This is a genomic window from Streptomyces sp. NPDC051563, from assembly GCF_044454225.1.
Taxonomy (GTDB): domain Bacteria; phylum Actinomycetota; class Actinomycetes; order Streptomycetales; family Streptomycetaceae; genus Streptomyces.
Genome location: NZ_JBITDL010000027.1, coordinates 86201 through 111693, shown reverse-complemented (window position 1 = coordinate 111693; position 25493 = coordinate 86201). Strand labels below are relative to the sequence as shown.

The 25493-nt window shown below is 75.0% G+C and carries 21 protein-coding genes and 1 tRNA gene; 12 read left to right on the top strand and 10 right to left on the bottom strand.

Features of this window, described 5'->3' with window-relative positions; genetic code table 11:
• Positions 1–125 precede the first annotated feature (125 nt).
• Positions 126–1409: an MFS transporter gene (locus ACIA8F_RS28810; RefSeq protein WP_399383066.1), complete on the bottom strand. Its 1284-nt coding sequence runs from the start codon at positions 1407–1409 to the stop codon at positions 126–128.
• 82 nt (positions 1410–1491) lie between these two features.
• Between ACIA8F_RS28810 and treY the strand changes: the two genes are divergently transcribed.
• Positions 1492–3981, top strand: a complete 2490-nt coding sequence (treY, locus tag ACIA8F_RS28805) for a malto-oligosyltrehalose synthase (RefSeq protein ID WP_399383065.1) — start codon at positions 1492–1494, stop codon at positions 3979–3981.
• Positions 3982–4076: 95 nt separating this feature from the next.
• Positions 4077–5411, top strand: coding sequence for a M14 family zinc carboxypeptidase (locus ACIA8F_RS28800; RefSeq protein ID WP_399383063.1), 1335 nt, complete (start codon positions 4077–4079; stop codon positions 5409–5411).
• 38 nt (positions 5412–5449) lie between these two features.
• On the opposite strand, the gene ACIA8F_RS28795 is transcribed toward ACIA8F_RS28800, so the two are convergent.
• Positions 5450–5938, bottom strand: coding sequence for a GNAT family N-acetyltransferase (locus ACIA8F_RS28795; protein ID WP_399383061.1), 489 nt, complete (start codon positions 5936–5938; stop codon positions 5450–5452).
• An 84-nt stretch (positions 5939–6022) separates the two neighbouring features.
• Positions 6023–6586: a DUF1707 and FHA domain-containing protein gene (locus ACIA8F_RS28790; RefSeq protein WP_399383060.1), complete on the bottom strand. Its 564-nt coding sequence runs from the start codon at positions 6584–6586 to the stop codon at positions 6023–6025.
• Positions 6587–6698: 112 nt separating this feature from the next.
• Here ACIA8F_RS28790 and treZ point away from each other — a divergent pair, with 112 nt between their 5' ends.
• Together treZ and ACIA8F_RS28780 are read left to right on the top strand one after the other, a co-directional pair.
• Entirely contained in the window at positions 6699–8666 is a 1968-nt protein-coding gene (treZ, locus tag ACIA8F_RS28785; RefSeq protein WP_399383058.1) for a malto-oligosyltrehalose trehalohydrolase, read from the top strand.
• 116 nt (positions 8667–8782) lie between these two features.
• The gene (locus tag ACIA8F_RS28780; RefSeq protein ID WP_399383057.1) at positions 8783–9562 is read left to right on the top strand and encodes a class I SAM-dependent methyltransferase; all 780 of its coding nucleotides are present in this window, start codon (positions 8783–8785) and stop codon (positions 9560–9562) included.
• A 36-nt stretch (positions 9563–9598) separates the two neighbouring features.
• Here ACIA8F_RS28780 and ACIA8F_RS28775 read toward each other — a convergent pair whose 3' ends face one another.
• A complete protein-coding gene (locus tag ACIA8F_RS28775; RefSeq protein WP_399383055.1) occupies positions 9599–10720 on the bottom strand; it encodes a M24 family metallopeptidase in 1122 nt (373 codons plus the stop codon).
• 219 nt (positions 10721–10939) lie between these two features.
• Here ACIA8F_RS28775 and ACIA8F_RS28770 point away from each other — a divergent pair.
• Positions 10940–11012, top strand: a tRNA-His gene (locus ACIA8F_RS28770).
• Between the two features lie 212 nt (positions 11013–11224).
• Here the strand turns inward: ACIA8F_RS28770 and ACIA8F_RS28765 are convergent.
• Both ACIA8F_RS28765 and ACIA8F_RS28760 read right to left on the bottom strand, forming a co-directional pair.
• A complete protein-coding gene (locus ACIA8F_RS28765; protein ID WP_399383053.1) occupies positions 11225–11980 on the bottom strand; it encodes an alpha/beta fold hydrolase in 756 nt (251 codons plus the stop codon).
• A gap of 125 nt (positions 11981–12105) precedes the next feature.
• Complete coding sequence (locus ACIA8F_RS28760) at positions 12106–14169, bottom strand: phosphocholine-specific phospholipase C (RefSeq protein WP_399383052.1); 2064 nt, start codon at positions 14167–14169, stop codon at positions 12106–12108.
• A 311-nt stretch (positions 14170–14480) separates the two neighbouring features.
• On the opposite strand from ACIA8F_RS28760, the gene ACIA8F_RS28755 reads away from it, so the two are divergent.
• The 7 genes from ACIA8F_RS28755 to ACIA8F_RS28725 all read left to right on the top strand — a co-directional run bounded on the left by ACIA8F_RS28755 (position 14481) and on the right by ACIA8F_RS28725 (position 21638).
• Positions 14481–15548, top strand: coding sequence for a 3-oxoacyl-ACP synthase III family protein (locus ACIA8F_RS28755; RefSeq protein ID WP_399383050.1), 1068 nt, complete (start codon positions 14481–14483; stop codon positions 15546–15548).
• The gene (locus ACIA8F_RS28750) at positions 15545–16297 is read left to right on the top strand and encodes a glycosyltransferase family 2 protein (protein WP_399383048.1); all 753 of its coding nucleotides are present in this window, start codon (positions 15545–15547) and stop codon (positions 16295–16297) included. Before ACIA8F_RS28755 ends, ACIA8F_RS28750 begins: the two co-directional genes overlap by 4 nt.
• The gene (locus ACIA8F_RS28745; protein WP_399383047.1) at positions 16297–17889 is read left to right on the top strand and encodes an AMP-binding protein; all 1593 of its coding nucleotides are present in this window, start codon (positions 16297–16299) and stop codon (positions 17887–17889) included. Before ACIA8F_RS28750 ends, ACIA8F_RS28745 begins: the two co-directional genes overlap by 1 nt.
• 101 nt (positions 17890–17990) lie before the next feature.
• Positions 17991–18731 (top strand): YhjD/YihY/BrkB family envelope integrity protein, encoded by a 741-nt coding sequence (locus tag ACIA8F_RS28740; RefSeq protein ID WP_399383046.1) that lies wholly within the window; start codon positions 17991–17993, stop codon positions 18729–18731.
• A complete protein-coding gene (locus tag ACIA8F_RS28735) occupies positions 18728–19486 on the top strand; it encodes a glycosyltransferase (RefSeq protein WP_399383044.1) in 759 nt (252 codons plus the stop codon). The genes ACIA8F_RS28740 and ACIA8F_RS28735 overlap by 4 nt, the downstream gene beginning before the upstream one ends.
• Complete coding sequence (locus tag ACIA8F_RS28730; RefSeq protein ID WP_399383043.1) at positions 19483–20586, top strand: cytochrome P450; 1104 nt, start codon at positions 19483–19485, stop codon at positions 20584–20586. Before ACIA8F_RS28735 ends, ACIA8F_RS28730 begins: the two co-directional genes overlap by 4 nt.
• An 80-nt stretch (positions 20587–20666) precedes the next feature.
• The gene (locus ACIA8F_RS28725) at positions 20667–21638 is read left to right on the top strand and encodes an NAD-dependent epimerase/dehydratase family protein (protein ID WP_399383041.1); all 972 of its coding nucleotides are present in this window, start codon (positions 20667–20669) and stop codon (positions 21636–21638) included.
• Here the strand turns inward: ACIA8F_RS28725 and ACIA8F_RS28720 are convergent.
• The 4 genes from ACIA8F_RS28720 to ACIA8F_RS28705 form a co-directional block, all read right to left on the bottom strand.
• Positions 21586–22164: a GTP-binding protein gene (locus ACIA8F_RS28720; RefSeq protein WP_399383040.1), complete on the bottom strand. Its 579-nt coding sequence runs from the start codon at positions 22162–22164 to the stop codon at positions 21586–21588. The genes ACIA8F_RS28725 and ACIA8F_RS28720 overlap by 53 nt on opposite strands.
• A 64-nt stretch (positions 22165–22228) precedes the next feature.
• A complete protein-coding gene (locus ACIA8F_RS28715) occupies positions 22229–22597 on the bottom strand; it encodes a DUF742 domain-containing protein (protein ID WP_399383038.1) in 369 nt (122 codons plus the stop codon).
• Positions 22597–23019 (bottom strand): roadblock/LC7 domain-containing protein, encoded by a 423-nt coding sequence (locus ACIA8F_RS28710; RefSeq protein WP_399383036.1) that lies wholly within the window; start codon positions 23017–23019, stop codon positions 22597–22599. Before ACIA8F_RS28710 ends, ACIA8F_RS28715 begins: the two co-directional genes overlap by 1 nt.
• The gene (locus ACIA8F_RS28705) at positions 23016–25340 is read right to left on the bottom strand and encodes a nitrate- and nitrite sensing domain-containing protein (protein WP_399383034.1); all 2325 of its coding nucleotides are present in this window, start codon (positions 25338–25340) and stop codon (positions 23016–23018) included. Before ACIA8F_RS28705 ends, ACIA8F_RS28710 begins: the two co-directional genes overlap by 4 nt.
• Positions 25341–25493 lie beyond the last annotated feature (153 nt).

Here is a 25493-nt window from a genome sequence, read left to right as displayed (position 1 = left end):
CGCGGAGTGGGTGGGTGGGGGGGCCCCCCCCCCCCCGCCGCGCCCCCCCCCGCCGCCCCCCCGCCCCCCCCCCCCGGCGGGGGGGCGGGGGGGGGCCGGGGGGGGGGCGGGCCCCGGCCCCCGCTTCAGTGCCCGGCGTAGGCGGCGCCCTCCAGGAGGACGTCCGGACGGGCGCCGCCGCCGGTCGCCACCGGTGCGTGCGTCCGGTCCGACGGCACCCGGGTGACCAGGGCCAGGACCAGGCACAGGGCGGCCGCCCCCACGGCCACCGCGAAGGCGGCGCTGGGCCCGTACGCCTCGGCGAGCCGCCCGGAGACGGCGAGCGAGGCGGCCTGCCCGGCGACGAGGGAGCTGGCGGCGAAGGCCATCGACTCGGCGAGCCGGCAGGGCTCCACCGCGCGCTCGGTGATGGCGAAGGCGGTGATCAGGTGCGGGGCGTAGGCGGCTCCGAGCACGGTGACGACCGCGTACAGCGGCCACAGCGTCTGCGTGAAGAGCAGCGGTACGGAGAGCACGAGCGCGGCGGCCGTGGCCCACCGCCAGCGCAGCCGCAGCCCGAAGCGGGCGGGCAGCGCGCCGAGCGAGAGCCCGACGGCGGCGCTGACGACGCCCATGGCCGCGTACACGATGCCGGCCTGGCCGGGGACGCCCAACTGTGCGGTGAGGGCGGCGATTCCGGCCTGGCAGGCGCCGAACATGGCGCCCTGGAGGGCGAGGGAGCCCCGTACCGCGAAGACCACGCGCGGCGGGCGGACCCGCGCACGCTCCTTCTCCCGGCGGACTCCCGCGGGCACTCCGGCCGTGACGGCGGCGGTCGGGTGCAGTGCGTAGAGGGTGCCGAAGACGGCGACGAGCGCGGCCGCGCCGCCGAGGGCGACGGCCGGGTGCAGGACGAGGGTGGCCAGGCCCACGAGGGCGGGTCCGAAGACGAAGGAGACCTCGTCCAGGGTGCCTTCGAGGGAGTGGATGGCGCCCACGACGCTCTCGTCGGACTTGGCGCGGTGGGCCAGGGCCACGGAGCGGGTGCGGGCGAGCGGTCCGATCAGCGGGACGGAGGCACCGGTGACGGCCCCGATCGCGGCGAGCGGCACGGTGGCGAGCCCGGAGAGCGCCCCGGCCACCAGGGCGGCGGTCGCCACCGCGTTGACCGCGGCGGCCGTCAGGACGACGGGGCGCTGCCCGTGACGGTCGGCGAGCCGGCCCAGCACGGGTCCGAAGACCACCTGTCCGGCGGAGAGGGTGCCGCCGACTATGCCCGCGGTGGCGAGGGAGCCGCTGGTTTCGGCGACCAGCAGGACGCTGCCGAACTGCGACATCGCGACGGGCAGTCGGGCGAAGAAGGAGATGAGCGGGAGTAGGGGCCCGGTCAGGGCGATGACTTTTCGATAGGTGTTGACGGTTCCAAACACTTGAGCAACGTTAACCCGGCGCAGTCACCCGGATGCATTGGGTCATGGCACGGAATCCCGCATCCTGGGTACGTACGTTCTCATGAGCCTGCCCCCGCGTACCGGTCGCACCAGTCCCGAGTTCAACCGGCCGGAAACCGATGTACCCCCGGCCGTCACCCCGGCGTCGACCTACCGCCTCCAGCTGCGGCCCGAGTTCACCTTCGGGCACGCGCGGGCCGTCGTGCCGTACCTCGCCTCGCTCGGCGTGACCCACCTGCACCTGTCCCCCGTACTGGAGGCCGTGCCCGGCTCCACGCACGGGTACGACGTCACCGACCACACCCGGGTCCGGGTGGAGCTGGGCGGCGAGGACGGCCTGCGCGCCCTGGCCGCCGAGGCCCGTGCGCACGGGCTCGCACTGGTGCTCGACATCGTGCCGAACCACATGGCGCTCCCGGCGCCGCTCCGACTCAACCGGCCCCTGTGGGAGGTGGCCCGGGAAGGCCCCGGCTCGCCGTACGCGCGCTGGTTCGACATCAACTGGGAGGCGCGCGGGGGACAGCTCCTGCTGCCCGTGCTCGCGGAGCCGCTGGACCCCGGATCCATCGAGGTCGCGGAGTCCGCGGAGGCCAAGGACTCCGGGGACTCCGGGGACTCCGGGGACTCCGGGGACTCCGGGTACTCCCGGGGCGGAGTCGGCTCCCGCGACCGGTCCGTCCTGCGGATCGGGGAGCTGGAGTTCCCGCTCCGGGAGGGCACGGCCGGGCTGGAACCGGCGGCCCTGCTCGCCGCCCAGTGGTACCGGCCCGCGTGCTGGCGCGAGGCCAGGACCGGCCTCAACTACCGTCGTTTCTTCACCATTTCGGAGCTGATCGGGGTGCGCGTCGAGGACCCCGAGGTCTTCGCCGCCACGCACGCCAAGGTGCTGGAGCTGGTCCGGGACGGGGTCGCGGCGGGGCTGCGCATCGACCACGTGGACGGCCTGGCCGACCCCGCCGGGTACCTGCGGCGGCTGCGGGAAGCCGTCGGCGCGGACTGCTGGGTGGTGGTCGAGAAGATCCTGGCCCGCGAGGAGCGGCTCTCTCCCGCCTGGCCGGTGGCCGGGACCACCGGGTACGAGGCGCTGTACCGGGTGGACGGGGTACTGACCGACCCGGCCGGGGCCGCGCGGCTCGACGCCCGCTTCCGCCGGGCGACCGGGCAGCCCCGCTGGGAGCGGACGGCCGCGGCGGCCGCCCGCGAGGTCCTGACCGGCGACCTGGCGGCCGAACTGGCCACCCTGGAACGGCTGGCGGGCTCTGAATTCTGCTCCGCTGTAAGCGAGTTGCTCATCGCCTACCCCGTCTACCGGCCCTACCCAGGGGATCCGGAGCTCTCGCCCGAGGCGCTGGAGCGGGCCGCCGCGGAGGCCGGCCCGGGCCCGGTGGCCGGCGTACGCGAACTGCTGCTGCGGGACCCGGCCTTCGCAGCCCGCTTCGCCCAGACCTCGGCGGCCCTGCGCGCCAAGTCCCTGGAGGACAGGGCCTTCTACCGGTACGCCCCCCTGCTGTCCGCCACGGAGGTGGGCGGGGATCCGGGGGCTCCGGCGGTCACGGTGGCGGAGTTCCACGCGTACTGCGCCGAACGGGAGCAGCTGTGGCCCCGCGCCGGAACGGTGCTGACCACGCACGACACGAAGCGCAGCGCGGACGTCCGGGCCCGGATCTCGGCGCTCTCGCAGGACCCCGACTCCGTACCGGACCCGGCCGGGGCGGATCCCCAACTCGCATGGGTGGCCTGGCAGACGGCGTTCGGACTCGGGGCCGACGGCTCCCCCGACGAGCGGCGCGACCGGCTCTCCGAGGCCCTGCTGAAGGCCGTCCGCGAGGCCGCCCTGCACACCACGTGGACCGAGCAGGACCCCGCGTACGAGGCCACGGTCCCCGGGTACCTCCCGGCGGCCGCACCGGAGCCCTCCGGACCCCTGGCGGCGGCGGCCCGCGCCAACCTGCTCGGCGCGGCGCTGCTGCACCTGGCCATGCCCGGGGTCCCGGAGGTCTACCAGGGCGCGGAGACGGAGTACCGGGCCCTGGTCGACCCGGACAACCGGCGGCCCGCCGTCTTCCCCCGGGAGACCCTGGCCCGGCTGGACGCGGGCGCCGCACCGTCCGGCGCCGCCGAGGAGAAGCTCGCCCTCACCGCCGCCCTGCTGCGGCTGCGGCGGAGCGAGCCCGCGCTGTTCACGGGCTACGCGCCGCTGCTCGCCCGGGGCCCGGCCGCGGAGCACTGCGTGGCCTTCGCCCGGGGCGCCGGAGCCGATTCCGGCCCCGACTCCGGTTCCGGCTCCGGTTCCGGCTCCGGTTCCGGCTCCGGTTCCGGCCCCGGCCTGGTGGCGGTGGTCACCCGGCTCTCGTACGGCCTGGCGACGGCGGGCGGCTGGCGGGACACGGCCCTGACCCTGCCCCCGGGCCGGTGGCGGCGGCTGGCGTTCCCCGGGCCCGCGGAGGGCACGCGCGAAGCCCCGTACGAGGGCGAGACACCGCTCGCCGCGCTCCTCGGCGGAGCCTGGCCGGTGACGGTCCTGCTCAGGGAGGACGCGGACCCGGCGTGACGGGCCACGTCCAGGTCACGGGCTGACCCGGCGCCGATCGGCAAACTTCCCGGTCACAGCACTAGGGCAGGCGCGGGGCGGGAATGGGACCGTCTGTGACCCTGATCCGTGACATGTGCTACCCCACCCCTCACGAACTCGCCCTGGCCGCACGGGCCCTGGCCGATGAACACCCGGCCCGGGCCCGGCTCCGCCAGATCGGCGCGTCCCGGGCCGGGGAACCCCTCTGGCTGCTCTCCGTCGGCAACGGGGACGCCGCCCGCGCCGTGCTCGTCGTCGCCGGGGCCCACGCCAACGAGCCCGTGGGCGGCGCCACCGCCCTCGCGCTCGCGCGCCGGCTCATCCACGCGGCCACGGGCTCCGGCGACGCCGAGGCCCGCGGCGGCGCGGCCCCACACCCCGACGTCGGCGCCGGGGCCGGGGCGGCCCCCACCGCCGCCGGAACGGCCTGGCACTTCCTGCTCTGCGCCGACCCCGACGGCGCGGCCCTGCACCGCACGCCCCGCCCGTACTCCCTGCTTGACTACCACCGGAACTTCTTCCGGCCGCCCGGCCCCGAACAGCCCGAATGGGCACCCTCTTTACTGCCCCCGGACCTCTTGCCGCCCGAGACCCTCGCCCTGACCCGGCTCATCGACGAGCTCCGGCCCGCCCTCCAGGTCTCCCTGCACGGCACCGATCTCGGCGGCTCCTGGGTGCAGCTGACCCGGGACATACCCGGGCTCGCCGAGCCCTTCGGCAAATCGGCCGCCGAGCTGCGCATTCCGGTCGAGACGAGCGCCTCCGACGCCTCGGGCTGGCCCTCGCCGGGGGCCGGGATCTTCGTGATGCCCGAGCCCGGGATCACCGCCGACGGGCCGTTCCATCCCGAGGACACCCGGCTCAGCACCTGGTACCACGCCCACCGCCACTCCGGCACGACCGCGATCGTCGAAGTCCCCATGTGGGCCTCGGACCTGGTGGACGACCCGGCCCCGCACCCCGACCCCCGCGCCGCCCTGCGCGTCCTGGCCCGTCGGCTCACCGCCGACGCCGAGCGGGTGGCGGCCCTGCGGGAGGGTGCGGGCGGCGGTACGGATCCGGGCGCCGCGGCCCTGCTGCGCGCGGTGGACTGGACGCTCGCGCTGATCCCCCGCATCACCGCCGAGTGGACGGGACCCGGAGCCCCCGCCGAGGCGACCGCCGCGTACATCGGGAGCATCGACGCCTTCGGGCGGCGGCTCTCGCTGCGCGCCGCGGCGATGCTGCTCCGGGTGCTGCGCGCCCAGGGGCAGCCGTCGGCGCCTGTCGTGGACCGGCTCGTCACGGGATGGTGCGAGGAGTTCGCGGACCGCTTCCAGGCACGGTGGGTCCCGGTGGCCACGCAGGTGGAGCACCAGTCGCGGGTGGTCCTCGCCGCCTACGACCGGCTCGTGGCGGCGGGCCGGTAGGCGCGGGGGCCAAGGCCGGCGGCCGCGGCCGGCGCGGCCTACTCCACCGGCAGGGCGTACCGGAGCTTCGGCTTGCCGGTGGCCCCGAGCCGGTCGTAGAAGCGGATCGCGCCCTCGTTCCAGTCGGGCGTCTGCCACTCGACGCGGCCGAGGCCCCGCTCGCGGGCGAGTGCGGCCACGCCGTCCATCAGGGCGGCCCCGAGGCCGTGTCCGCGGGCCTCCTCGGCCAGGTAGAGGCAGTCCATGTGGAGGTACTCGCGGGCCTCCCAGAAGGAGAACTCGGCCGAGCAGGCGGCGTACCCGGCCACCTCGCCCTCCGGGGTCCGCGCCAGCAGCACCCACAGGCGGGAGCCCTCGGCGAACAGCTGCGCGCCGAGCCGTCCGGCGAGACCGGCGGGACCGGCGGGACCGGCCGGGCGGGGCGCGGACCTCTCGTAGACCATGTGCTCGCCCATGAGCTCGACCAGGCGGGGCAGGTCCTCGGGGCGCGCGGGCCGTACGGCGGGGGCGGCAGACGTGGGTTCCATGGGTGCCATCCTCCGCACGGCGGGCGTCCGCACGCCAACCGGGTCCCGTACCCCGGGCCGGTGCCCGGAGCCGCGGCCCGGGGATCAGCCTCGCGACAGCCTGAAGGTCATCCGCCCGAAGCCGATCTGGTCGCCCTCGCGCACCACCGCCGAGCCCGTCACCCGGCGCCCGTTGACGGTGGTCCCGTTCGTCGAGCCGAGGTCCTTCAGCACCCAGACGCCGTCCCTGATGCCCAGCTCCGCGTGCGCCCGCGAGACCGTCTCGTGGCTCAGGCGCAGCCCGTTGCCCGGGTCGCGGCCGATGCGCAGCGGTCCGGCGCCCGGGTGCGGGAGGAGCAGCGCGGGCAGCTTCTCCGCGGCCCAGGCCCGCCGTACGCCCACCGACACGGCCGAGACCCGCCCGACCCAGCCGAACAGCCGGCGGGTCCACGGGCTCTCCCCGGCCTCCCGGCCCTCCAGGTCCGCGGTGAGCACGGCGAGGTCCTCGGAGCGGCGGGCCACGAGGGCGAGTTCCATGCGGCGCAGGAAGGTGTCGTGCGACAGCTTGCCGACGGCGGCGCCCTCCCTGAGCTGGCCCAGGGCGCGGTCGCGCTCGGCATCCGAGAGCCGTGGGGCGGGGAAGGGAGGGAACTCGAAACTCGACGTCACCAGGTGATTGTCGGCCTGTCGGGGGCAGAGTGTCCAGAACTCCCGCGACGAGCCGGGGATGATGGGCCGGACACGCAGGTTGGGGTACCGCCGCCAGACGAGGGGACCGTCCGTGCAGTTCGAGGTGTGGGCACCGCTGACAGACCGGGTCGCACTGCGGCTCGACGGGGCCGCGTACGCGATGGCGCCCGATCCGGAGCGCGCCGGCTGGTGGGTCGTGGAGGCCCCGGGCGCCGACGGTTCCCGGTACGGGTTCCAGCTGGGCGGCGCGCCGCAGGCTCCCGCGCCCGGGGGCGATCCGGACGAACCGGTGCACCCCGGGGACGATCCGCGCGACCCGGTGCACCCCGGGGCCGATCCGGGCGGCCCGTTCCACCCCGAGGACGATCCGCGCGACCCGGTCCACCCCGGACACCCGGAGCACCTCGGGCACCACGGACAGCACGGGCAGCACGGGCACCGGGCGGCCGGCCTCGTACAGCCCGTGCATCCCGTACGCCCCGATCCGCGCGGGCGGCGCCTGCCGGACGGCCCCGACGGGCTCTCGGCCGTGGTCGACTTCGCCGCCCTCGCCCCCGCCGAGCCGGCCCCCTCCCCCCGGGTGCCGCTCCAGGACGCCGTCCTGTACGAGCTGCACGTGGGCACCTTCACCCCCGAGGGCACCTTCGACGCGGCCGCCGCCCGCCTCGGTCACCTCACCTCCCTCGGCGTGACCCACGTCGAGCTGATGCCCGTCTGCTCCTTCCCCGGACGGCACGGCTGGGGGTACGACGGGGTCGCGCCCTGGGCGGTGCACGAGCCGTACGGGGGCCCGGCCGGGCTGGTCCGGTTCGTGGAAGCCGCGCACGCCGCCGGGCTCGGCGTGGTGCTCGACGTGGTCCACAACCACCTGGGCCCCTCCGGCAACCACCTCCCCGTGTTCGGCCCGTACTTCACCGAGACCCACCACACCCCCTGGGGCGCGGCGGTCAACCTGGACGCACCCGGCTCCGACGAGGTGCGCGCGTACCTCCTGGGCAGCGCACTGGCCTGGCTGCGCGACTACCGGATCGACGGGCTGCGGCTGGACGCGGTGCACGCGCTCGCCGACGGGCGGGCGCTGACCTTCCTGGAGGAGCTGTCCGCGGCGGTGGACGGGCTGGCCGCCGAGACGGGCCGGCCGCTGTTCCTGATCGCGGAGTCCGACCGCTGCGATCCGCGCACCACCAGCCCGCGCGCCGCCGGGGGCCTGGGGCTGCACGCGCAGTGGAACGACGACTTCCACCACGCCCTGCACTGCACGCTGACCGGCGAGTCCCAGGCGTACTACGCGGACTTCGCCGAGGCCCCGCTCGCGGCGCTCGCCAAGACCATGACCCGGGCCTTCTTCCACGACGGGACCTGGTCCTCCTTCCGGGGCCGCCACCACGGCCGTGCTGTGGACCGCGGGCGCACCCCGGCGCACCGCTTCCTCGGCTACGCCCAGACCCACGACCAGATCGGCAACCGCGCGCTGGGCGACCGGCTCGCGGCCTCGCTGTCCCCCGGGCTGCTGGCGTGCGCGGCGACGGTGGTGCTGACCGGGCCGTTCGTGCCGATGCTGTTCATGGGCGAGGAGTGGGGCGCCGGCACCCCGTGGCAGTACTTCACCGACCATCCCGACGAGGAGCTCGCCGAGGCAGTACGGGCGGGCCGGCGGCGGGAGTTCGCGGAGCACGGCTGGAAGGCGGAGGAGATCCCCGACCCCCAGGACCCGGCGACCCGCGACCGCTCCTGCCTGGACTGGGCCGAGCCGGGCCGCTCGGCCCACGCCCGCCTCCTGGACTGGCACCGCGCCCTGATCACGCTCCGCCGGACCCACTCCGACCTGCGCGACCCCGACCTGGCGGCGCTGCGGATCGCCCACGACGAGGAGCGCCGCTGGCTGACGTTCCGCCGGGGCGACGTCCGCGTGGTGGTGAACCTCTCCGCGGAGCCCGTCACCGTCGCGCTCGGCCGCAACGGGGTCCGGGTGCTGGCCGCCTGGCTGCCCGTCGAGCATCCGGACGCCGACGGGCGGGTGCACGTACCGGCGGAGTCGGCGGTGGTGCTGGGTCCTTAGCCTCGGGGCTCGGGGCTCGGGGCTCGGGGCTCGGGGCGGGGGGCTCGGGGCGGGGGCCGGGGCAGGGGGCGTAAACCCTGTCGCGGAGGCGCGGGGCCGTCTGATGGGATCGGCCCATGAAGATCGAATCCGACGAACTCTCCGCGGGCACGGGCGGCCGGACGGCCACGTACGACCGGATCGGGGTGGGGTACCGGCAGATCCGGCGGCCCGACCCGCGGCTGGCCGCGCTGATCGCGGGGGGCCTGGGTGACGCCCGTACCGTGGTCAACGTCGGTGCGGGCGCAGGTTCGTACGAGCCGGAGGACCGTGAGGTGACGGCCGTGGAGCCCTCGCGGGTGATGCTCGACCAGCACCCGGGGACCCGTAAGGTGCGGGCCGTTGCGCAGGAACTGCCCTTCGTGGACGGGGCGTTCGATGCGGCGATGGCCGTGATGACCGTCCACCACTGGCCGGACCCGGCGCGCGGGCTGGCCGAACTGCGGCGGGTCTCCCGCCGCCAGGCCGTCTTCACCTGGGATCCGGCGCACGCGACCGAGCTGTGGCTCTTCGAGGAGTACCTGCCGGAGATCGGGAAGGCGGACCGCTCCGCCTTCACCCCGCTGTCCGTGGTGACCGGGGCGCTGGACGCGCACACCGTGCTGCCCTTCCCGGTCCCGCACGATTTCACCGACGGGTTCCGGGCCGCCTTCTGGCGCCGGCCCGAGTCCTACCTCGACCCTGCCGTGCGCGGGGCCAGCTCCACCCTGGCCAGGCGGCCGGCCTCCGCGGTGGAGCCGGGGATCGCCCGGCTGCGCGCGGACCTGCGGTCGGGGGCCTGGCAGCGGCGCCACGCCGGCCTGCTGGAGCGGGAGAGCGTCGACTACGGCTACCGCCTGGTCCTCGCCGGGTCCTGAGCCCCGGCGAGGCGGCGGCCTCCGGCTGCCGCGGGCCTACTGCACGACGGCCAGCTCGCGGGAGGCGTTGTTGAAGCTGCGGCAGCCGTTCTCGGTGACCGTGATGATGTCCTCGATCCGGACCCCGAACCGCCCCGGGAGGTAGATCCCCGGCTCCACGGAGAAGCACATGCCGGGGACGAGGGGCTGTTCCTCGCCCTCCACCATGTACGGCGGTTCGTGCGTGGTGACTCCGATGCCGTGACCCGTGCGGTGGATGAACTGCTCCCCGTAGCCGAACTCGGTGATCACCGCGCGCGCCGCCCGGTCCACGTCCTGGCAGGCGGCCCCCGGCCGGGCCGCCGCCACGCCCGCCAGCTGGGCCTCGCGGACGATGTCGTGGACCCGCTGCTCCTCCTCCGTGGGCTCGCCGACGTGGACGGTGCGGGAGATGTCGGAGCCGTAGCCGTGCTTGAGGCCGCCGAAGTCGAGGACCACCATGTCCCCGTGCTGGATGACCCGGTCACCGGCTTCGTGGTGCGGGTTGGCGCCGTTCGGGCCGGAGCCGACGACGGTGAAGTCCACCTGCGAGTGGCCGTGCACGCGCAGCAGCGCGTCCAGGTCGGCGGCGACGTCGCTCTCCCGGCGCCCCGCGAAGGGAACGTGCAGGATCTGCGCGTACGCCGCGTCGGCCGCCTCGCCGGCCGCCGCGAGCCGGGCCAGCTCGCGCTCGTCCTTGACCGCGCGCAGCATCGGCAGCGCATCGGTCAGCGCAACGTACGAGGTGCCCGGCAGCTCCCTCTGCAGGCCCAGCAGGTGCAGGGCCCAGGTGTTGTCGCTGACCCCGAAGCGGCCGGTCACGTCCAGCAGCGGCGTGGTGACGGCGTACGGGTTCTTCCCGTCGGCCCAGTCCCGCAGGGTCAGCGCCCCCGCTCCGGGGGCCTTCTCCGCGTCGGGGGCTTCCAGGGCGGGGACGACGAGGACGGGGTCCTGACCGGCGGCGAGCACGAGCAGGGTCATCCGCTCGGTGTCGACGGGCCGGTACCCGGTGAGGTGGGCCAGGTCGGGCCCGGGAGCGACCAGCAGGCCGGCCAGCCCCGCGTCGGCCGCGGCCTGCGCGGCGGCGGCCATCCGGGCGGCGTAGTCGGCGGCCGTGAAGGGATCGGAGTCATGGTCCATGCCCCGATCCTCCCGCGCCCGCCCCCCGGCCGGCAGGGGGCCGCGCCGATCACCCGGCCGCTACCCCTCACGGCCGCTTCGCGGGCCGGCCCCGCGGGCGGCGTCCGGGCCGGCCGTGGCAGCGGCGGGCGGGGCCCTGGGAAAAGGCGTCGCGGGAGCACCCCGCTGATCAGCTATGCTGTGCTTGCACATCGAACGGACGGTCCGCCGTCCTTCGTGGTGGGTGTAGCTCAGTTGGTAGAGCACCTGGTTGTGGTCCAGGTGGCCGCGGGTTCAAGTCCCGTCACTCACCCTGTTGATCCCGTGGGGGTCGCGAGTTCTCTCGTGACCCCCACGGGATTTTTCTTGTCCCCGCAGGACAGGATCAACCACACGAAAAGTGACATAGGCGACATCCCGGCGCTGCTGATGCGGGACGCCCACTCCTGGCGGCACGCCGGCCCCGAGGGCTCCCCCGGGGCCCCGCCGGAGGTACGGAGCGGGTCGCGCGAGCGCTGCGCCGACCTACCCGCGCAGGAAGGACTCCACCTCCGTGGCCAGGGCCACCGGGGTCTCGTGCGGCGGGTAGTGCCCCGCACCGGGCAGGGGCCGGATGCGGCAGTTCGGGTACCAGACCTGCCAGGTGGACCGCATGAAGTCGACGGTGATCGCGAGGTCGTACTCGCCGACGAGGACCAGTACCGGGACCGTGCTGCCCTTCACGGCGGCGGTCAGGTCCAGCGGCTGCCAGCTCGCGAGGTAGGCGGCGAAGGCCTCCGGCCGGGACACGGCGAGCGAGTGCGCGACCATCCGGTCCAGCCAGTACGGGCTCGCGCGGCGGCCGGTGACGATGTCGAGGATGGCCCGGCGGTTCTCCTCGCCGGCGGCGGCCCCGTAGAAGAGCGCGTGGGTGGCGTCGTCCATCTCGTAGGGGCCGGCGGGGACCGGGTTGATGCCGATCAGCTTCTCCACGCGCTCGGGGGCGCGCACGAGGACCTGCTGCATGGCCTTGCCGCCCATGGAGTGGCCGAGGAGGGAGAAGGTGTCCCAGCCGAGCTCGTCGGCGAGCGCGAGGACGTCGTCGGCGATCTCGGGGAGCGCGTACCGGCCGGGGACGTCCCGGCGGTCGCCGTAGCCGCGGTAGTCGAGGAAGGCGTACGAGAACTCCCGCGGGTCCAGGTAGTCCAGTACGGAGCCCCAGTTCGCGGACGTGCCGAACCAGTCGTGCAGCACGATGACGCGGACGGGGCCGGTGCCGGTCCTGCGGTGGGCGATGGCCATGCGTTCTCCCTCGGTGACGACGGTTGCGTACGCGGACGCCTCCGTTCTGCCCACCGCCCGCGGGGTCGATGCGAGCGTCGACCCCGCGGGCGGCAGAAACGGGCGGGTGCACCCTGCGGGAGCGGTCAGACGGTCTTGATCGCCGGGTCCGAGACTCCGGTCGCGCCGGTTTCCACGTGGCCGGCGAAGCGGCGCAGGAAGGTGGCGTCCGCGTCGGAGACGACCGAGACGTCGTACCAGCGGCCCGTCGCCGACAGGGCCACCGTGTGCGCGACGGTGGCGCCCGCCGCGACGCGCAGGATCTGGGCCGTGCCGCCGTAGGCGTTGGTGACGGTCAGGTTGACGGCCGCCGTGCCCTCGTTGGTCAGGGACAGCAGCAGGTTGCCGGTGGCCTTGTCGTGGCGGGCCGTGACCTCGGGGCCGGCCTTCTTCGCCGGGCCCTTCCAGGTGCGCAGGAAGCCGTTCGGGCCCCAGACCGTGAGGTTGATCTGATTGCCGGTGGAGCTGCTCGTGCTCCAGGTGTCCGACAGGGTCTTGCCGGCCTCGACGGTGTAAGGCCACGGGCCGTCCGTACGGTTGCCCGAGTTGCTGTGGAAGTGGGCGCCGAGGGCGGGACCGGAGGAGAAGGTCAGGGTGAACTTGCCGGTGGAGACCGTGGCCTTGCCGTCCACGTACGGGGCGTAGCCCAGGGCGCGGGTCGGCTTGGCGCCGGCCTCCTGCTTGGGCAGGGTGCCCGTCGCGGGCGGGGCCGGGTTGTAGGACGCGTGGCGGTTCTTGTCCGGCGGTACGTACGCGGCCGTGGAGGGCAGGGCGGCGGGCGCGGAGTCGGCCCGGGTGAAGTCGAAGGCCGAGGTCAGGTCGCCGCAGACCGCACGGCGCCACGGGGAGATATTGGGCTCCTGCACGCCGAAGCGCTTCTCCATGAAGCGGATCACCGAGGTGTGGTCGAAGGTCTCGGAGCAGACGTAGCCGCCCTTGCTCCACGGGGAGACCACGATCATCGGGACGCGCGGGCCGAGCCCGTACGGGCCGGCCGCGTAGCCGGAGACGTTCCCGGTGTACAGGTCGCCGGTGACGCTGACCGTGGACAGGCCCTGCGCGGCGCTCGCGGGAGGGTACGGCGGGACGACGTGGTCGAAGAAGCCGTCGTTCTCGTCGTAGGTGATGAAGAGGGCCGTCTTCGCCCACACGTCCGGGTTGGCGGTCAGCGAGTCCAGGACCTGCGAGATGTACCAGGCGCCGAAGTTCGTCGGCCAGTTGGCGTGCTCGCTGAAGGCCTCGGGAGCGGCGATCCAGGAGACCTGCGGCAGGGTGCCGTTCACGACGTCCGCGCGCAGCTTGTCGAAGTAGGTGCCGCCCGACTTGACGTCGGTGCCCGTACGGGCCTTCTCGTAGAGGGCGCTGCCGGGCTGGGCGTTGCGGTAACTGTTGAAGTACAGCAGCGAGTTGTCGCCGTAGTTGCCGCGGAAGGCGTCGTTGATCCAGCCCCAGGATCCGGCGGCGTTCAGGCCGTCGCCGATGTCCTGGTAGATCTTCCAGGAGACGCCGGCCGTCTCCAGGCGCTCGGGGTAGGTCTTCCAGCCGTAGCCGGCTTCCTGGTTGCCGAGGACCGGGCCGCCGCCCACCCCGTCGTTGCCCGCGTAACCCGACCACAGGTAGTAGCGGTTGGGGTCGGTGGCTCCGATGAAGGAGCAGTGGTAGGCGTCGCACACCGTGAAGGCGTCGGCGAGCGCGTAGTGGAATGGGATGTCGTTCCGGGTCATGTACGCCATGGTGGTGGCCGTCTTGGCCGGGACCCACTTGTCGTACTTACCGTTGTTGTACGCCTGGTGGCCGCCGGCCCAGTCGTGGTTCAGCCCCGTCAGGAACTGCATGCCGAGGTCGTTGATCTGCGGGTTGAAGGGGAGGATGTCCTTCGTCCCGTTGGACTGATAGAAGACGGACTTGCCGTTGTCCTGGACGACCGGCCTCGGGTCCCCGAATCCGCGGACCCCCTTCATCGCACCGAAGTAGTGGTCGAAGGAACGGTTCTCCTGCATGAGGACGACGATGTGCTCGATGTCCTGGATGGTGCCGGTACTGCCCTGGGCCGAAATCGCGGCGGCCCGCGCGATGCTCTCGTTCAGCATCGTGACGGCGGCGGCACCACCGGCGATCTGCAGGAACCTGCGCCGATTCAATTCAGTCATGGAGAACGACCTCTGCGGGTGAGACGGGTGCGGGGGGATGTCAACGGGCGCCCCAAGAACAGCGGCCCCGGGGTACCGGTCGGCATTGCTTTGATGACAGTGGGCCGTACACCTGGAGAACGGAATACCTCGTCAGACGGTTCATGCCCCACGCGCCACATCCCTTCGGAGCCGTCGGCTCCGCTCGGGAGGAGGGCGGGAGGAGGGGGAGGGGGGAGGTATGAGGGCGGGAGCGGATACTCACCCGCCGGGCCCCCGGGTTGAGCATCCGTACTCAGGACCGGGCCCGGCCCGCGCGTCATCGTGAGGGCATGCCGAATCAGCCATCCGCACCGCGTCCGCCCGGCCCGCCGGGCCCGCCCGGACCGTCCGGCCCGCCGCGGCTCCGCGCCGGGATCACCGCCGTCGCCGGCATGCTCCCCGGGGACGTCCTCACCTCCGAGCGGCTCCAGCGCGAGATCGCGGACCGGTCCGGAATCACGCTGCCGCCCCGGCTGCTGACCCAGGCCACCGGGATCCGCGCCCGCCGGATCGCGGGCGACGGGGTGTACGCCTCCACGCTGGCGGTGGGCGCGGCCCGCCGGGTCCTGGACACGGCCGGGCTGGAGCCCGCCGACATCGACCTGCTGCTCTTCGCCTCCGCCTCCCGCGACGTCGCCGAGCCCGCCACCGCGCACATCGTGCAGGCCGAACTCGGCACGAGGGCGCATGCCGTGGACGTCACGAACGCGTGCAACAGCTTCGTCAACGGCATCGACCTCGCCCGCGCCATGATCCTCGCCGGCCGGGCCCGGCGGGCCCTGGTGGTCACCGGGGAGACCCCGAGCCGGGCCGTACGGACGGCGCCGGCCGACTTCGCCGAGTTCCGCTCCGGTTTCGCCGGTTACACCTTCGGCGACGCGGGGGCCGCCGTCGTCGTGGAGCCGGTGGAGCGCGGCGGGATCCTCGACGTGGACACCGAGACCCACTCCGAGCACTGGGGGGTCGGGGGCATACCGGGCGGCGGTTCGCGCCACCCGCGCGGGGACGCGTACACGTACTTCCGCGGAGACGGGCACGAACTGCGCGGTGTCTTCGAGAAGGTGGGCACCGCCGTCATCGACCGGACCCTGCACCGTACGGGGATGGGCTGGGAGGACTTCGCCAAGGTGCTCGTGCACCAGGTGACGGTGCCCTACCTGGAGCGGTTCGCCGAGCTGACCGGGGTGCCGGCCGGGAAGCTGGTGGTGACCGTGCCCGAGCTCGGCAACATCGCGAGCGCGACGATCGGGGTGCAACTGGACCTGGTGTTCGACGAACTGGCCTCTGGTGACCGGGTGTTGTTCGTCGGACTCGGCGGCGGGATCAGCATCATGACGATGGTCTGGGAGAAGTCGTGAACGTACCCGGACGGCTGTGGGTGGTGGTGCCCGCACACGAGGAGGAAGCCCGGCTCGCCGGTACCCTCGCCGCGCTGGCCCGCCAACGTGACCGGGATTTCACCCTATTGGTCGTCGACAACGCCTCGGCCGACCGGACGGGCGCGGTGGCCCGGGAGTTCGCGGCGGACGCGCCCTTCGCGGTGGAGGTCATCGAGGAACCGGAGAAGGGCGTCGGCTCCGCCGTGGACACCGGATTCCGGTACGCGATCGGGCGCGGCGCGACCCTGCTCGCCCGCACCGACGCCGACTGCCTGCCCCACCCGGGATGGACGGGTGCGGCGCGGACGGCCCTGACCCGGCAGCCGGGTCTGGTGTGCGGGCGGATCGTGGCCCGGCGCGACGAGCACGGCCCGCTGGGACGGGCCGGGTTCGGGATCCTCGTACGGCTCGCCGGGCTCTTCGGCCGGCTGCGCCCCGAGCACGCACGCCGCCGCGGCTACCGCGCCCCGTACCGGATGCACGCGGGGAACAACATGGCCATCACCGCCGAGCTGTACCTGGCCGTCGGCGGGATGCCCCGGCGCCCCTCCCCCACCGACCGGCTCTTCCTCAACGCGGTGCGCCGCCACACCGACCGGATCACGCGCTGCCGGGCCATGGTCGTGGAGAACTCCACGCGCCGGCTGCGGGCGTACGGGATCGCCGGCACGGCCCGCTGGTACCTCGGCCGGGGCAGCGGCCCGCACGGAACGGACGACCCCCGCTGATGCTGGACCGCCTCGATCACGCGCTGCGCGCCCGCCCCGAGCGGCCCGCCGTCCTGACCGCCACCCGTACGGGAGCCACCCGGACGGCCGCCACCCGCGGCGAACTCGCCGCGCTGTCGGATGCGTTCGCCGCAGCACTGCACGCGCGCGGACTGCGCGCCGGCGACACCGTCGGGGTCGCCGTACGCCCCGGACCGCGTGCGCTCGCCGTGCTGCTCGCACTGTGGCGACTCGGTCTGCGCGGGGCCGTCCTCGACCCCGGAGCCGGACCCGACGTGCTGCGCGCCCGGCTGGCCTCGGCGCGGCCCGCCCTGGTGCTCGCCGACGCCGCCGCGCAGGCGGTGGCCGGGTGGGCGCGGCCGCTGGCCCGGCGGGCGGTGGGACTGGAACTGCCCGAACTGGCCGCGCTGGGCGCACCGGTGGCCACGGTCGGGCGGCGGCTGCCGGGGTGCGCGCCGGGGCTGGACCGGCATGCGGGGCGGCTCGGGGTTCCTCCCCGCTTCACCGGCGACGGGGATGCCGACGCCGTCATCGTGTTCACCTCCGGGACCACCGCGCGGCCCCGGGCGGTGGTGCACACGCGGGCGAGCCTGGACGCCGGAATGGAGACGGTGTCGGCGCTGTTCTCCCCCGCTCCGGGGAAGGCCTGGGCCTCCGGCCCGGCCGCCGGGCCCGTGCTCGGCGGCACCTTCTTCGTGCTCGTCCCCGCCCTCGTGCGCGGCGCCCCGGTGGCCCTGCCGGCCCGTTCGCCCCGGGTACTGGCCCGCCAGCTGGCCCGGCTGGCGCCGCGGGACACCTACCTCACCCCGCCGCAGCTGCGGGACGCGCTGCGGGCGGGGGCCCGCTTCCGGGGCCGGGTGTGGACCGGCTCGGCTCCGGCGAGCGCGGAACTGCTGAGACGCGTAAGGGAGTCGGGGGCCGATGAGGCCTGGGGGGTGTACGCGCTCACCGAACTGTTCCCGGCCGCCGCGGTGGAGTCGCGGGAGAAGGCCGCGTACGAGGGCCCCGGCGACCTGGTCGGCGCCCCGCTGCCCGGGGTGCGCGCCGCGTCCGACCCGGACGGGCAGCTGCTGCTGACCGGCCCCGGGGCCCGGCACCGCTACCTCGGCGAGGATCCCGACCCGTGGGTGCGCACGGGCGACCGGGCCCGCCTGGACGGGGCGGGCCGGATCGTGCTGGAGGGCAGGGCCAAGGACATGGTGCTGCGCCGGGCCGAGAACATCTACCCGGGCCTGTACGAACCCTCCCTGCACGTGCCCGGGGTGGAACTGGCCCTGCTGGTCGGCATCCCGGCGGGGGCGGACGGCCGCCCTGGTGACGGCTCCGGCGATGAGCGCCTCGTGGCCGTGGTCCAGCCCTGCCACGGCGCCGCCGAGCCCGCCCTGCGGTCCGCCCTGGCGGGCCCGCTGCGCCGGATGGGCAAGGCCGCCCCCGATGCCCTGCTGTTCGCGCGGGTCCCCCTCTCGGGGCGCTCCCGCAAACCGGACCGCGCGGCAACGGCGGCCTTGGCGGCGCACCGGCTGAGCTCCGGCACCGGCACCGGCACCGGCTCCCGCTCCGCCCCCGCACGCAACGGGGCTCCCCGGTCGTGACCCGCCGGCCCGGGGCGGGGGCTCACGGGGCGGGGGCTCACGGCATCCACGCCGCCGCCGCCCCGTGGCGGGCCCGCGGGGCGGGCGTCCGGGAGCGGGTGATGGCCTCCCACCGCCGCTACGCCCGCGCGAACGGAGACGCGCTCGCGGGCTCGCTCACGTACGCCCTGCTCGTGGGGACGGCCCCGGCGGTGCTGCTGCTCGGCTCGCTGGCCCGCCGGGCCGGAGCGGGGGCGGAAGGGATCCGGCGGGTCGTGGACGGACTGGCGGCGGCCCTGCTGCCCGCCGCCGCGGCGCCGGCGGCCGAGCGGCTGCCCACCGCGGCCCCGCACTGGCGGCCGCTGCTCGTCCTCGCCCTCGGCTGGTCGGTGGTGCGCACGGCCCGGGCGCTGCGGACGGGCATCCGGGCCGTGTGCGGGCAGAACGCGGGCAGCGGGAACCCGGTGCGCGACGCGGCCCGGGACCTCGCGGGCGCGGTCCTGCTGTGCCTCGCGGGCGCCGCCGTCGCCGCCGTGGTGGCGGCGGGCGGTCCGGCGCTGACCGTCCCCGCGCTGTGGGCGCTGTTCTCGGCCGTCCTGTGGCTCGCCCCGCACCGGGCACCCGGCAGGCCCCGGCCGGGAGCCGTCGCCGGTCCCGCGCTGGCGGCCGCGCTGGCCTGCCGGCTGCTCGTCCTCGCCGCGGACCCCTGCCTCGCAGCGACGGCCGAACTGCACGGGGTCCTCTACCACCGGGCCGGTCCGCTGATCGGACTGCTCGTCTGGGGCGGACTGTGCGCGCGGGTCCTGCTCCGCGCGGCCTCCTGGGCCGCCACATCCCACCAGCCCGAAGGAGTCAAGCGTTGACGAACCTGTGGGTGGTCGTGCCCGCCTACAACGAGGCGGCGGCCATCGGTGCCGCCTTGGCCGCGCTCGCCGCCCAGCACGACACCGGATTCACGCTCGTGGTCGTGGACAACGCCTCCACCGACCAAACAGCCCGAGCCGTACGGGACTTCGCGCGCACGGCGCCCTTTCCCGTCGAGCTGGCCCGGGAGGAGCTCCCCGGCGCCGGGACCGCCGCCGACACCGGCTTCCGGCACGCCATCGCCGCCGGCGCCACCCACCTGCTGCGCACCGACGCCGACTGCCTGCCCGCCCCGGACTGGACGGCCGTCGCGAAGGCGGAGTTCGGCCGGGGCGCCGAGATGCTGTGCGGCCGCAGCGTGCCGCGCCGCGACGAGGCGCCCGGTTTCCTGGAGGCCCGGCTGCTGCCGGCGCTGATCCGGCTCACCTCGCTCTACGGCCGCTACCGCCCGGCCCACCGGCATCCGCGCTACCGCGCCCCGTACGTCCTGTGCCACGGCCACAACCTCGGCATCACCGCCGGCCTCTACCTGCGCTGCGGCGGCGCCCTGCGGGTGCCGCTGCACGAACGGTCCGAGGACGTCGCCCTGCTGAACCGGGCCCGCGAGCACAGCGACCGGATCGTCCGCGCGGAGCGCCTGGTGGTGCAGAACAGCGCGCGCAGACTGCGGAGTTGGGGACCGCGCCGCACCTTGCTCTGGTACTGGGACCGGCGTTACCGGCCCACCGACACCGCGGAGGCACACGTCCGATGACCACCCACACCAAGGCCCGCCGCCGGGACCGGCGGGTCTACCTGCGCGCCCACCCGGTCCTGTTCGCGCTGCTCGCCGCCACCCGCGGCCGGCCCGTGCGCCGGCTCGGCCGCGGCACGCTGCTCGTCCACGGTGCGGCGGCCTACCGGGAGGCGCTGACCCGGCTGCCGCTGGACCGCACCGCACCCGGCACCACGGGCGGCGCGGCCCGGGCCGCCCGGGTGGAGGACGTCCTCTTCGACCAGGAGGGCTCCGGCCACCGGAGCGCCCGCCGGGAGCTGGCCGAGCAGCTCGGCGCGGCCGGGACCGGTGAACTGCGCGCAGCATGGCACCCGTTGCTCCTACGGAGGCTCGCGCCGCTGCCGCTCGGGGGCACGGTCGACCTGGTGCCGCTGGCCCGGGAACTGGCCGGCGCGGTGGTGTACGCCCTGCTGGGCCCCGGCTCCGCGGGAGATTCCCGCACCTCGCCCCTCGCCCTCGCCGAGGCGGCCGCCGAGGCCGCGGCCGCCTCCGTGCGCAGCCACCTCCCTGGCCCGCCCCGCCCCGGCGCCGAGGCCGCGGCGGTCCGCGCCGCCGGGCGGCTGCGCGGGCTCCTGGGGCCGGGGGCGGACGCCCGGGCCGCGATGCTGGCGGTCGCGGCGGTCAACACCACGGTCGCGTCGCTGCCCCGGGCCGTGGCCTGGTGCGCCGACGCGGGTTTGTGGGACCAGGCGGCGGACCCCGCCCTGTGCCCGGCCCTGGCCGGCGAACTGCTGCGCGTGACGGCGGCCTCGCCCCTGCTGCCCCGGGTGGCCGCGGCGGACGGCTCGGTCGGGGGCTGCCCGGTCCGGGCCGGGGACCGGCTGCTCCTGGTGGCCCGGCACGCCGCCGGGGCCCACCTGCGGGACCCCGACGGACGCCGCCCCGCCGAGCCGGGCGTCGCCCGCCTGGTCTTCGGCGCCGGGCCGCACGCCTGCCCGGGGGCACGCCTGGCGCGGGAGCAACTGGCCGGCGTACTGGCGGCGCTGGCTCCGCACCGGCCGGTCGTGGTCCGGGCCCGGGTGGACCGCCGGGCCGCCCTGCCCGGGTGGCGTTCGCTGGTCGTACGGGCGGTGGCATGACCTCCCCCGCGCCGTTCCCTGCGCCGTTCCCCGGGCCGTCCCCCGAGCCGTCACCCGGGCCGCCCCCCGCACCGTCCGCCGTGGCCGGGCTCCGAATCGCCGTCACGGGCGCGAGCGGCTTCTGCGGCGGGCACGTCGCCCGCGCCGCGGCGGCGGCCGGTGCCCAGGTGGTGTGCGTGGGCCGCAGGCCCGGCCCGCTCGGGGAGCACCGCTTCTGGGACGCGGCCCTCGGGGAGCCGGACCTCTCCGGCACGGACCTCGTCGTGCACTGCGCGGCGGCGGTCGGCGATCCGGCCCCGGGCTCCCCCGCGGAGGCCGTCATGCACGCGGTCAACGTGACGGGCACCGAACGACTGCTGCGCGCGGCGGGCGGCCGCCCGGTGGTCTGGGTCAGCAGTGCCAGCGTCTACGACCCCCGCCGCGACCGCACGCTCGTCCGCGAGGACCACCCGCGCGCGGGGCACCTGAACGCCTACGGCCGGACGAAGGCGGCGGGCGATGCCCTCGCCCTGGCCGCCGGGGCGGTGGTGCTGCGCCCGCGCGCCGTGTACGGCCCCGGCGACACCCAGCTGCTGCCCCGGCTGCTGTCCCGGGTCCGTGCCGGGACCCTGTTCCTGCCGGGCCCGGACGTCCCGCTCAGCCTGACGGCGGTGGAGAACCTGGCCGCGGCCTGTCTGGCGGCTCCCGGCTGGCCCCCGGGCGCGTACAACATCGCCGATGCCCGCCCCTACCTGCGCGACGCGGCCGTATCCGAGGTCCTGCGGGCCCACGGCGTCCGCGCCCGCATCCGCCACCTCCCGCCGGCCCTGGCGCTCACGGCGGCCCGGCTCGCGGAAGCCCTGTCCTCCGGCGAACCGGCCCTCAGCCGCTACGCGGTGGACCAGCTCGCCCACCCCGTGGTCCTGGACCTGACCCGCGCCCGTTCCCGGTCCTGGGTCCCGGAGCGGAATCTGGCGGGGTACCTCGGCTCCCTGCGCGGCGCCCCGGACTCCGGTCCGTTCAGCCGGCCCGACCGCTCCGGGCGGGCGCCGCGGCCCCCGCGTTGGCGATGAGCTGGTCGAGGAGCGAGAGCAGGCAGGCCCGGACGTCCTCGCGGGAGCGGGCGTCGAGCATGAGCACCGGCGTGGCCGGATCCTTCAGGTGCAGGGCCGTCGCGATCTCCTCGGCCGTGTAGGGCTGTTGGCCGTGGAAGCAGTTCGCGCCGACCACGAACGGCAGTCCGCGGTTCTCGAAGAAGTCGACGGCCGGGAAGCTGCGGTCGAGGCGCCGGGTGTCGACCAGCACGATCGCCCCGAGCGCCCCGGCCAGCAGGTCGTCCCACATGAACCAGAAGCGTTCCTGGCCCGGGGTGCCGAAGAGGTAGAGGACGACCCCGGCGTCGTCGAGGGTGATCCGGCCGAAGTCCATCGCCACGGTGGTGGCCGTCTTCGACTCGATGCCGTCGAGGTCGTCGACGCCGACGCCCGCGGCGGTCAGCCGCTCCTCCGTACGCAGCGGCTCGATCTCGGAGATCGTCTCCACCAGGGTCGTCTTGCCGACTCCGAACCCACCGGCGATGAGGATCTTGACCGGGGCCACCTCTTGCGAGGCAGGGGCCTGAGGGGCAGGGGCCTGAGAGGCAGGGGCCTGCGGGGCGAACACATCATTTCCGGGCAAGGTTGTCCCTGATTCTCATGAGCAGGTGGACGTCGGTGGTCTCGGCGCCCCCCAGGGGCGGCCGGTGGTGGATCAGCCCGCGCTCGGCGAGTTCGCCGAGGAGCAGCGTCATCGGCGTGAGCCGGATGTGCATCCGCGCCGCTATCTCGGCGACCGCCCGCCCGCCCGGCTCCGTGCACATCGCGAGGATCTCCTGCCACTCGGTGGGCAGCCCGGCGCGGGCGTCCTCGGCCACCGCCGCCGTGATCGTGGTGTCCATGGTGAGGACGGTGTGCGCAGCGGCCGTACGTCCGTCGGTGAGGGCGTACAGCCGCGTCCGGCGGCCCCGTGCGGGCTGTGGCTCGTCCTGCGGCATTACGGGGTCGGCGCCTGGGCACGCTCCGGGGTGCCCAGCCACTCGCCGAGCGCCTGGGCCGTCCGTACGGCTTCGCCGCCCAGCTCCCCGAGCCGGGCCTTGCGGGAGGTCACCACGATGAGCGTGCTGCCCTCACCGCACCCGACGATGCAGAGGTACCGGTCGTCCATCTCGACCAGCTGGCGGATGACGCGGCCGCCGTCGATCTCCCGGGATATCGCCTTCATCGTGGCCGCGATGCCGGAGGCCGCGGCCGCCATGCGCTCGGCCTGGGGTTCGTCCAGCAGGTAGGCGCTGAGCTTGATGCCGTCGTTGGACAGGAGCACCGCTCCCTGGATGCCGGCGATCCTGCTGAGGTTGTTGTCCAGGACGCTGTAGATCACGTTGTCGGATGCCGCTGTGCTTGCTGAGGAGGTAGTCATGGCCGATCCCGTCGGAGCTCTTCTTCCACTGTCTGGGTCCCGCGTTCGTAGTCCGCCCAGGCGTCGGCCACCTCTTCGGGAGTCGCCGTGTCCTGCGGGACCACTGGTTCCGGTGCGCCGGGCGCGCGCAGCTGCTCGGCGATGTGCGTCTGCGGGACGCGCTCGGGGAGGGCCGGGCGGGCGGGTGCCGAGAGGGCCGCGGACGCGGGCACGCGTACGGGCGCGGAGGCGGGTTCGGGCACCGTCGTACGGCGGCTCGGCAGCCCGGCGCCCGTGTACAGGACCGGCTCGCGCTCCTTCGCGAGCCGCGGCGCCGGGGCGGTGGCCGTGGCCGTCGCGGGGGCCGCGGCGGCGGACGATACGGCGGCGGCCGCGGGCTCGCGCGGCGCTTCCCCTTCCGTCGCCACCAGGAGGTCCCCGGGGAGGATCACCACGGCGGAGGTCCCTCCGTACACCGAGCGGCGCAGGGTGACGGTCGCCCGGAGCTGGTCGGCGAGGTGGCCGACCACGAAGAGCCCGAGCCGGTGCGCGTTCTGCGCCAGGACGGAGTACGGCGGTGCCTCGTGGAGGCGGCCGTTCATCTCCTCGTACCGCTCGGGAGTCACCCGCGGTCCGCGGTCCTCGATCTCGACCGACAGCCCGTCCGCGACCAGTTCGGCGCGGATGACCACCTTGGACCGCGGCGGGGAGAACCGCGTGGCGTTGTCCAGCAGCTCCGCGAGCAGGTGGCTGATCTGGCTGATCACGCGCGGTTCCACGCTGGTCTCGTCCAGGGCGTGCCGCTCGATGCGCCGGAAGTCCTCGACTTCCGCGGCGGCTTCGCGCAGCAGGTCGGCGACGCGCATGGGATCGGTGTGCGGGTCGGGGACCTCTCCGCCCGCCAGGATGAGCAGGTTCTCGATCTGGCGGCGCATGCCCACCGTCAGCTGGTCGGCCCGCATCAACTGGGCCAGCAGCACTTCGTCGTGGCCGAAGGTGTCCTGGAGGTCCTCGGTGAGGCTCAGCTGGCGGCTGACCAGGTTTCCGGTGCGCGAGGCGATGCCGGTGGCGAACAGGCCGAAGCCGTGCCGTTCGGCCGCGAGTTGGCGGTGTCCGTCGACGGATACGGCGACGGCCCGGGCGAAGGCGTCGCTGATGCGCCCGACCTCGTCCCGGTCGCCGCGCACCGCCGGCAGGGCCTGCGCGTCGACGGGCTGGCCGCGCTGGAGCCGGGCCACGACGTCGGGGAGGGTTTCCTCGGCGACGGTCACCGTGCGTTCGTGCAGGTCGCGCAGGCGGCGGAGCACCGATCGGGTGGTGAACACGACCACGACCGCGACGGCCAGCAGACCGCCGGCGCTTCCCCCGATCAGCCAGGCGACCTCGGTGTCCAGCTCCGCGGCCTTGGCCTCGCCGCGTGCGAGCATCTTGCGCGCCCGGTCGACGTTGAGCGTGGCCAGCTGCACCGCGAACCTCTCGTGCGCGGAACGCCAACCGCCGACCTCTGCGGGCAGTTTGATGCCGGAGGCGACGTCCGTGTGCTTCGAGACGATCGCGTTCTCGATGCGGAGCTTGGTCTGCCACTCCGGGGAGGCGACGATCCGCTCGTAGAACCGCCGGTCGGCCTCGGGCAGGTCCGGCACGACCCAGGTCTCGTACAGGTACCGGTGGGCTCCGAGGGCGCCGAGGAACTGGTCGAAGCCGGCGGCGTTCAGCTGCCTGGACGGCCCGGCCAGGGCCAGGAGCGTGTCCTCGCGCGCCACCATCTCGGTGGCGGAGAGCATGGACACCACGGACCGGCTCTCCTTGGTGAGTTCGGCGTCGTCCGCGTGGCTGAAGTCCTGCTGGTAGGCCTGGATGACCGCGCCGACCACTCCGGTGTAGAAGGTGAGCGTGCTGTCGGCGCCGCCGGCGCGGGCGTCCGCGCGCTGGCGGTACGCGGCCAGGCTGTCGAGCCGGTGCTCCACCTCTCCGAAGAACACGTCCGAACCGACCGCCAGCCGGCGGAAGTCGGCCGCGGCCCGGTCCGTGGCCTCACGCCGTTTGCCCAGTTCCTCCTCCGCCCCGTCGGCCCCCGACCACAGTGCGGCGGTCACCGTCCGCTCGGCCTGCATGTCGACCATGAGCGTGTACAGCGGTGCGCCGACCCGCTCGGCGGCCGCGACGTCGGCCCGCAGCCGGTCCGACTGGGCCAGCAGCCGCTGGGCGGTCACCGCCACTTGGGTGCCCATCGCCAGGGTGGGCAGCACCGCCAGCCAGACGAGCAGGGTGCGCAGGCGCAGGGTGCGCCGCCGACGGGTCGTCGACTGCCCTCGTAGGCCTTCGGGTTCTATGGGAGACATCGGTCCTCGGAAGCTGGGGACGCGGCGGATGTGAGGGTGCCGATCATAACCAGCCATGCCAAGGAAACGGATAGGTGTCTTCCGTGCTCAAATCCCGTCATTCACGGCGGATCTCCGCAAGCGAGAGACCTGATCGGAACCCAACCGCGACAC